Origin of the sequence: Niallia sp. RD1, assembly GCF_024219955.1 — a bacterium.
Taxonomy (GTDB): domain Bacteria; phylum Bacillota; class Bacilli; order Bacillales; family Cytobacillaceae; genus Niallia; species Niallia alba.
In genome coordinates this window covers 1,530,520-1,537,500 of the sequence record NZ_CP100420.1, presented here as the reverse complement: position 1 = coordinate 1,537,500, position 6,981 = coordinate 1,530,520, and the positions used below count along the sequence as shown (strand labels likewise).

8 protein-coding genes and 1 rRNA gene (1 of these 9 only partly in view) are annotated in these 6,981 nt (G+C 37.0%); 2 read left to right on the top strand and 7 right to left on the bottom strand.

Features of this window, described 5'->3' with window-relative positions:
• Both NKG37_RS07275 and NKG37_RS07270 read right to left on the bottom strand, forming a co-directional pair.
• Positions 1-650: ribosomal RNA gene (locus NKG37_RS07275) — 16S ribosomal RNA — on the bottom strand; it reaches 899 nt to the left of the window's first position.
• Positions 651-924: 274 nt separating this feature from the next.
• The gene (locus NKG37_RS07270; protein WP_016204594.1) at positions 925-1,158 is read right to left on the bottom strand and encodes a hypothetical protein; all 234 of its coding nucleotides are present in this window, start codon (positions 1,156-1,158) and stop codon (positions 925-927) included.
• A gap of 141 nt (positions 1,159-1,299) precedes the next feature.
• Between NKG37_RS07270 and pdaB the strand changes: the two genes are divergently transcribed.
• Positions 1,300-2,049, top strand: a complete 750-nt coding sequence (pdaB, locus tag NKG37_RS07265) for a polysaccharide deacetylase family sporulation protein PdaB (protein ID WP_016204593.1) — start codon at positions 1,300-1,302, stop codon at positions 2,047-2,049.
• Positions 2,050-2,255: 206 nt separating this feature from the next.
• Positions 2,256-2,825: a spore germination lipoprotein GerD gene (gene gerD / locus NKG37_RS07260; protein ID WP_254416028.1), complete on the top strand. Its 570-nt coding sequence runs from the start codon at positions 2,256-2,258 to the stop codon at positions 2,823-2,825.
• 61 nt (positions 2,826-2,886) lie between these two features.
• Here gerD and NKG37_RS07255 read toward each other — a convergent pair whose 3' ends face one another.
• The 5 genes from NKG37_RS07255 to NKG37_RS26255 form a co-directional block, all read right to left on the bottom strand.
• The gene (locus NKG37_RS07255) at positions 2,887-3,942 is read right to left on the bottom strand and encodes a P-loop NTPase (protein WP_254416027.1); all 1,056 of its coding nucleotides are present in this window, start codon (positions 3,940-3,942) and stop codon (positions 2,887-2,889) included.
• Positions 3,943-4,088: 146 nt separating this feature from the next.
• A complete protein-coding gene (gene cwlD / locus NKG37_RS07250; RefSeq protein ID WP_084668768.1) occupies positions 4,089-4,808 on the bottom strand; it encodes an N-acetylmuramoyl-L-alanine amidase CwlD in 720 nt (239 codons plus the stop codon).
• A 121-nt stretch (positions 4,809-4,929) separates the two neighbouring features.
• Positions 4,930-5,370, bottom strand: coding sequence for a DUF2521 family protein (locus tag NKG37_RS07245; protein WP_016204589.1), 441 nt, complete (start codon positions 5,368-5,370; stop codon positions 4,930-4,932).
• Between the two features lie 385 nt (positions 5,371-5,755).
• Positions 5,756-6,286 carry an MFS transporter gene (locus tag NKG37_RS26260; protein ID WP_341098773.1) on the bottom strand — a complete coding sequence of 177 codons (531 nt, stop codon included), beginning with the start codon at positions 6,284-6,286 and terminating at the stop codon, positions 5,756-5,758.
• Positions 6,271-6,948 carry an MFS transporter gene (locus NKG37_RS26255; RefSeq protein WP_341098774.1) on the bottom strand — a complete coding sequence of 226 codons (678 nt, stop codon included), beginning with the start codon at positions 6,946-6,948 and terminating at the stop codon, positions 6,271-6,273. The genes NKG37_RS26260 and NKG37_RS26255 overlap by 16 nt, the downstream gene beginning before the upstream one ends.
• Positions 6,949-6,981 lie beyond the last annotated feature (33 nt).

The following is a 6,981-nucleotide window of genomic DNA, read 5'->3' as shown; positions in this document are numbered from 1 at the left end:
CCAGTTTCCAATGACCCTCCACGGTTGAGCCGTGGGCTTTCACATCAGACTTAAAGGACCGCCTGCGCGCGCTTTACGCCCAATAATTCCGGACAACGCTTGCCACCTACGTATTACCGCGGCTGCTGGCACGTAGTTAGCCGTGGCTTTCTGGTTAGGTACCGTCAAGGTACAAGCAGTTACTCTTGTACTTGTTCTTCCCTAACAACAGAGCTTTACGATCCGAAAACCTTCATCACTCACGCGGCGTTGCTCCGTCAGACTTTCGTCCATTGCGGAAGATTCCCTACTGCTGCCTCCCGTAGGAGTCTGGGCCGTGTCTCAGTCCCAGTGTGGCCGATCACCCTCTCAGGTCGGCTACGCATCGTTGCCTTGGTGAGCCGTTACCTCACCAACTAGCTAATGCGCCGCGGGCCCATCTGTAAGTGACAGCCGAAACCGTCTTTCAGCTTTCCACCATGTGGTGGAAAGAATTATCCGGTATTAGCTCCGGTTTCCCGAAGTTATCCCAGTCTTACAGGCAGGTTGCCCACGTGTTACTCACCCGTCCGCCGCTAACTTTAAAAGCAAGCTTTTAAAGTCCGCTCGACTTGCATGTATTAGGCACGCCGCCAGCGTTCGTCCTGAGCCAGGATCAAACTCTCCAATAAAGAGTTGATTAGCTCATTGCTAAACTCTAGCTTTTATATTGCTTGTTTTCATTCTATAACTCTCGTTACAGAACGATTATTGTTGACGTTTGTTTGTTCAGTTTTCAAAGAGCAATTAGTCGGCCGCTCAAGAAGCGACTTTATTAATTTATCATATTCCCATATAAGAGTCAACAACATTTTTTATTTTCTTTTCCGCTGTTTTCTCTCATGTCGAAGTGACGTTTACTAATATACCAAGATAACTATCATCCGTCAACAGTTTTTTCATATTTTATATTTTTTCATTTATCATCTTATTTTCTGTAAGGATATAAGCTAAACAATCCTTAGGAGATGCGACTCTTTTTAACAACGAAAATAAATCCTTATACCTTTCAACCATTGCCTTTTTTACCGCAAGATCAATTCTCTTATCTCCTAGATCTAATAGTATTTCATCTAATTCCCTTTTTATTAGGTATTCAATCTCCTTTACTTCTTTTTTATTTAATAATAATCCAATCATCGTTATTCCTCCTGCTGCACATCCATATTTTGGTCTCTGTATTATGTACTAGTTTTTCTGTTTTTATAAAAGTTTTTGTCATTATTTTTTACTTTCCTTCATAAAAATGAGACGAGCAGTAAAGTGGACGAGGTGACAATGATGAATTTTTTTTATGTTCTTAACAGTAAATCCTTAAAGCAATTTGCATTAATTGTTGTAGTATCTTTCTTTACAGCCTGGTTTTTGTATGTGGAAAACATTGTGCAAATTCCTGTATTCTCTTCTAAAGATGGACCAAAGGCTGTATATAAGGGGGAGAAAGGAGTTGCTCTTACCTTTAATATTGGGTGGGGCGACAAAAACGCGGAACCTATTCTTGATATTTTAAAAGAAGAGAAAGTAAACGCAACATTTTTCTTGGCTGGAGCATGGGCAGAGAGGCATCCTGAGTTAGTAAGCAGAATATCAAAAGAAGGTCATGAAATTGGCATTTTGGGCTATGATTATGTTGATTATTCTGAGGTAAAAGACGAAAAAATAAGTCAAGATGTATCCAAAGCAAAAACTGCGTTTGAGAAATTAAAAGTCGATAATATTTTGCTTGCTCGAGCTCCAACTGGCCATTTCAACCAATCTGCTTTAACTATTACGGATCAATATCATTATACGTTAGTACATTGGAGCATTGACTCAAAGGATTGGACAAATCCTGGTTCACAACAAATTATTAAAAAAGCAACTTCCGCCAAAAAAGGAGACATTGTTTTGTTACATGCTTCTGATTCCGCTAAACAAACAGCAAAGGCTCTTCCTGAGATCATAGAGAAATTACAGAAAAAGAACCTAAAGTTCGTTACCGTATCAGAGATGATTTCAAATGCTGATTCTAAATCTAAAGAAGTACATTAATTTATAAAGCTGTTGCCAAAATAATAAACCGATTAAAGCTAACTATCTTAATTTAGATAGCAATACTAAAGATCGGTTCATTATTTCTTAGGAACAGCTCTTTTTCTTTTTTATACACCGTTTATCTTTTCTCTTTCAATAGGAATAAAAATTCAAAAAGAATCCATTCTACTTAATAGATATCTTTAATGAAAGAGGTAATTATCATGCTAAAAAAAGGGATCAGCCTCCTACTAGTCATTTCTTTATTAAGCGGGTGTTCTGAAGGTGAAAACGCTCAGCAAACAGACTATGATCAAACGAAGAAAATGGTTGTGGATATATTAAAAACCGATGAGGGAAAAAAGGCAATACGTGAAGTAATGGATGACGAAGAGATAAAACAAAATTTAGTTATGAATGAAAAGGCAGTAACAAGTACCATAGAAAAAACACTTGTATCCGACAAAGCAGCTGACTTCTGGGAAAAAAAATTCAAAGATCCTGAGTTTGCTGAAACAATGGCAAAAAGCATGAAATCGGAAAACGAAAAATTGATAAAAGATTTAATGAAAGATCCGGGTTACCGAAAAATGATGGTCGAGCTTTTGCAAGACCCGTCATTAGAAACGGAAATGAAAAACATTTTGAAAAGTACAGAATACAGAGAGCATATTGAACAAATTCTTCAGGAGACAATGGAAACACCTGAATTCAAATCCAAGTTTAAAGACATACTCGATAAAGCTGCAAAAGAAGCCTCTTTCCCATTGCAATCAGAAAAGAATAACATATAAAAAAGAATTACCTTCTTAAGGAAATTAATTTGCTTAAGAAGGTAATTCTTTATTGAATCGATTAGCTTTCTACCTTATCGCCCGTTTTCTCTAGAACTTCTACTATTTGTTCAGCGATTGCTCTATATCTTTCCCCAATATGATGTGTTTCTTGGTACACAGAAGGGGCAAAATCTTCTTCATTCCAATCAGGCTGTCCTAATGGCAGCTCTCCTAGCATCGGAACTTCTAAATCCTTTGCTAATTTCTTTCCTCCACCTTTTCCGAATACAAATTCCTTTTCTCCAGTTAAGCGGCTTTCAAAATAAGACATATTTTCAATAACACCTAATATTTCATGTTCTGTTCTTAATGCCATAGCACCAGCACGGGCTGCAACAAAGGCTGCAGTTGGATGTGGTGTTGTGACGATAATTTCCTTACTTGTAGGAAGCATGGAGTGCACATCTAAGGCAACGTCTCCTGTTCCTGGCGGTAAATCTAATAGGAGATAATCAAGCTCCCCCCATTCTACTTCTTCCATGAAGCTTGTCAGCATTTTCCCAAGCATAGGGCCTCTCCAGATAATTGGGGTGTTATCTTCAACAAAGAATCCCATCGAGATAACTTTCACGCCAAATATTTCTACAGGGATAATTCGCTCATTTATCACTTCAGGTCTTTTCGTAATGCCCATCATATCTGGTACACTGAAACCATAGATGTCCGCATCCAATAAACCGACTTTTTTTCCTAATCTCGCTAAAGACACAGCTAAGTTTACAGAAACAGTCGATTTCCCCACTCCACCTTTTCCGCTAGCGATAGCAATGTAAATGGGATTCCTCTCTCTTGATTCTGTTTCGTTTACTATTTCTTCTACAAGCGCACTAGATAGTTCTGTAAATCTTAACCCTACACTTTTTACTCCCTTGTCTTTCAGTGCACTAACAATTTGATTTTGAAACTCTATTTGATAGGCAGATCCAAGCTTTGCCACAGCAATCTTTAAACTCGCAAGTCCTTTTTCTGCATTCCACTTAACATCTTTCACTGCCCCTAGTTCAAGCAATGATTTATGTAAAAAAGGATCGATCATATTCTCCACTATCTTCTCGATTTCTTCTTTTGTTATCATGACGCAATCCCCTTTCCTGTTTTTACTAACAGTATAGCACAAAAATAGTTATCGTTTACATTCTGAAGATTCAAACGGAGCAACCACTTGTTTATTTCCCGGGAATAAATAAGTGGCTAAAATAAAAATAGAGACATGGCTAGTCTCTATTCTTCTACTTTTAATTCCTCTTCATTCGTAAAAAAGCGGTTAACTCCTTTATATATGGACGCTGCTATTTTTTCCTGATAATCTTCATTCATAAGATTTGCCTTTTCTGGTGGATTTGATAAGAATCCTACTTCCACTAGCACTCCCGGCTTCTCCGCATATTTAAGTATGTATACACTCTCTAGGGGTTTCGCCTTTCGGGTAGTATTCTCTAAGTTATAAATTAGTTCATCTTGAATAAACTTAGCAGCTCTAGCATTTCCCTCCAGTTGAGAGGAATAAAAAGTTTGCGCTCCGCTCCATTTTGATGAAGGAATGGCATTTAAATGAATACTCAAGAATAAATCCGCATCCGATTTATTGATGATGTTTATTCTTTCCTTCAAATCTTCCACTTTTCTATTGCGATACCCTTTTGTACTTTCACTTGCTAAGTCCTTATCGACTTCTCTTGTCATAATAACTAAGGCGCCTTGCTCCTGCAAATAATCACGTATCTTCAAGGATACATTTAGTGCGATATCCTTTTCCAATACCTCATTATCTCCCGCTCCTCCATCAGGCCCACCATGACCAGGATCAATAATGATCACTTTTCCGGTTAACGGCAAATTCCAGGCATCCCATGAATCATCATTCGAGAAATCAAATTGCAAAATAAAGAAAAGGAGTGCTAATCCCATGATATATATGCTTATTTTCCATTTTTTACTCACAGTCTTCCTCATTCCCCCTATGCCCGTCCTTATATTCTTACTATATGGGGGAAGAAGAAAATTTAGAACAGCAAGTCCTTCTTTCAGAGAACAACAAAAAGATGGCAACTTTATGCCATCTTTAATGTAGTCGAAGCTTTCTTCTCTTATTCGCTTTCGTAAAACCTTCCAACCACCATTCATCAACAAACTGTTCACATAAATAGTAAAGGGATTCATTTTTATTACTTTCCTCACTACCCCAATAAAGAAGAAAATGGTAAAGTGTTTCTTTAAAATGTGTATCTTCTTCCCTACATCTATTTTTGATTGCTTGGGTATCTTCTCCATACTCACTAAATTTACTATAATTCGCTCCTAATAGAAATGCTTCTACTGCTACATCATAACAGGCTTCTTCAATCCCTGTATTCATTAACACACCAGAAGTAAGGTTAGAGGAACCAAAGTAGTTAGCTACCTTTTCTTTTAACTCTTTAAGGGATATCTCCTTAAGAACAGCTCTTTCGTATTTTATTTGTTTTTCTCGTTTTTTTATATCAAAGCTTGTAATGACTGCCAATTGATTTCACCTCTTGCCTTTATTTTTCAACCAACAGGAAGTGAGCATACTAGCCTAACAAATGTTTTAGCATCCAATTGAAAGAATAGTTGCTATTTCAGTACTTTCTTTCCATTTTCATCTGAATTGCTCGCCAAATAATCTTCTACTTGTATGCCATACATTCGTTTATTGTACAATGTTAAAATCCACTAGCATCTAATGCCAGAATATCAATTAAGGTCGTTTGTTCAATTGTTTCAGATACTTTCTTTTAAGTCCACGGACAGAAATACACACTCCTTACATATTCTACATATTTACATAGTGAAAAAAAGGTATCGTTTAACGTAAAAAGGCTTTAACTCTATAGTATTAGAATAGAGTTAAAGCTTTTTTTGAGCCTCTACATTTTGCGTATCCGAATGGGAAGAAGTGTACCGATTAGCACAATTACCGCACAACCAATTAATACATTAGTATATCCTTTTAAAGCCACAACCGATAGACTTCCAAATATAAGTAAATCAAGTCCCGAATCAACAATGGAAAGCAAAGAAATTGTTGTTGCTCTCACATGAGAAGGGATTATATCATTACTCAGCTGAGAATAGATGGGATATCTCACCGCTTGAACTAAACGTAGTACAAAAAAGGCACCCAATACCATAAATAAGACATCAGCAAAAAGCGCAGAAAGCAGTAACCCTGCAAATGCTAAAAATCCAGTTAGATTCATGAGGAAAACGCGAGAAAATTGATTAGTTAACCATCCAATCGACTGAGAGGCAAAGTATCCGACCACGGATGCCAGCGCATACATGACACCAATAAAAAACACAGGAAGCCCCGCTTCTAATATTAATGGTTGATCAAAATACCCATACACAGCTCCTGCAGGTATAAATACTAATGTAACATTTAAAAGAACATCCATACTAATTGTGGTGTTCTTCGTATTGCCTTCCAGCCATCCTTTACGTGAGAAAAAGAATTTTCTCGAATGAAGGATTCCCGATAAGGCTGTTTTACTTGTAAAACAAGAAGCAGCTCTATGATATAAAAGAAAATCCCTAATAAGATTAACAGAATAAATTGTCCTTCTTGCAAGTCCTTTGCTAAATAAGCACCAAATAGAACAGCAATAATCATTGAAATAAACCCTGCCGATTGAATTTTCCCCATCGCTTGATCCATTTGGTTTTGATCCCCAGTTTCTTTTAAGGAATCGTAAATAAGTGCTTCATCTGCTCCTGAGAAAAAAGTTACAGAAAAACCATTAACAAAACTATAAAAAAAGAATACCCAAGGTTCATGAGCAAAAAGCAATATCACCATACTAACAATTTTAATACTTGTTCCAATAAGAAATGATTTTTTCGCCCCAAACCGATCAGCTATAACTCCAGTTGGAATTTCACCAACAAGAACAGCACCGCTCCAGAACATTAAAACAATCAATATTTCAGAAGCAGTCAAGCCTCTTTCCGTATAAAAAAGCGTTAAGATAGGCGCTAAAAAACTCATCGAGCTAAAAAATTGAATCCAAAACATAACGCGAATGTTATGTCCGGCTATTGTTCCTTTTAAATGTTTCATTCTCTTCTCCTACTTCCTTTTGATATCTCTTGT